Genomic DNA, 877 nt, shown 5'->3' with positions numbered 1-877 from the left:
TTAACCTCTCCCTTTCTCCTGCCTAAGTTCGGGTTTTCATCGGCGATTGTTCGGTCCTTTTTCGAATCGGCTCCGAATCGGCTTCGAGTGTGCTTCGAATCCACTCGAAGGGCATTCGAAGAAAATTCGAAGCGGCACCGAACAGTGGCGGTAGCGGGGGCGAGGCAAGGGTTGATAAATGCGGTCGGAGAGGCTGAGAAAATCACGCCCTTCCGGGGGGGCACTGCCACTTCGGAATACTGCCCTTTAAAGGCCCCCGGCTCCCGGACCTGCCGTAAAGTCGTCACAGAAGCAACTGCTTCTGTCCCGGCCAAGGTATAGGTAGCACCGTACACGCTACAGGTTTCAGGAAGTACAGTGCACTTTACACCAGATATACTACAGTATGCGATAAAAGCAGTTGCTTTTGATGCCAAAGCAACACGGTACGGGATACCGTGGTCACATGGAAGGTAAACGCAGGACACTCTGCCACAAAAGCAACAGACATAGAAGTGCATACGTCACAGTTTAACGCGCGCACATTATTGTTCGTGTCAAAGTGTTTGCGCGCCGGCGTCAGCTATCCCTTGTCCGGAACAGACACAGTTGTGTCCGGAGTGAATTATCACGGATCCCGACCGGGAAATATCCCGATCGGGACGTGTCTGGATCTGTTCGGGAGGACCTGTTTCCACTTAGATGCAGCAGCTATTACTTCCGGTCTGGAAGCTTTTTTTTCCATGATATGTTGTTTTGCATCCGTTGCCGTATACTGTGCGTTTGGAGCACTTTATGCCTTATTTAAGGTGGTTGCACTGTTATTTCTGCCGATTGCTTTTCATGTTAAAAAAATATATGTTTCACCTCCAGCCTTTTACGTGGCGGGTCTGCTGGG

General features: G+C 50.6%; 2 protein-coding genes. One reads left to right on the top strand and one right to left on the bottom strand.

All coding sequences use genetic code 11. The annotated features are described in order from the left end of the window. A partial coding sequence (locus G5B30_RS17105; protein ID WP_165321226.1) for a hypothetical protein occupies positions 1–416 on the bottom strand: 416 nt, incomplete at its 3' end. 117 nt (positions 417–533) lie between these two features. Here G5B30_RS17105 and G5B30_RS17320 point away from each other — a divergent pair. Beyond that, positions 534–877, top strand: a 344-nt coding sequence (locus tag G5B30_RS17320) for a hypothetical protein (RefSeq protein WP_206367176.1), incomplete at its 3' end; no start/stop codon positions are given.

The sequence above is a fragment of the Sphingobacterium sp. SGG-5 genome (assembly GCF_011043525.1).
In the GTDB taxonomy this organism is placed as follows: domain Bacteria; phylum Bacteroidota; class Bacteroidia; order Sphingobacteriales; family Sphingobacteriaceae; genus Sphingobacterium.
This window is presented reverse-complemented; position numbering and strand designations above follow the sequence as displayed.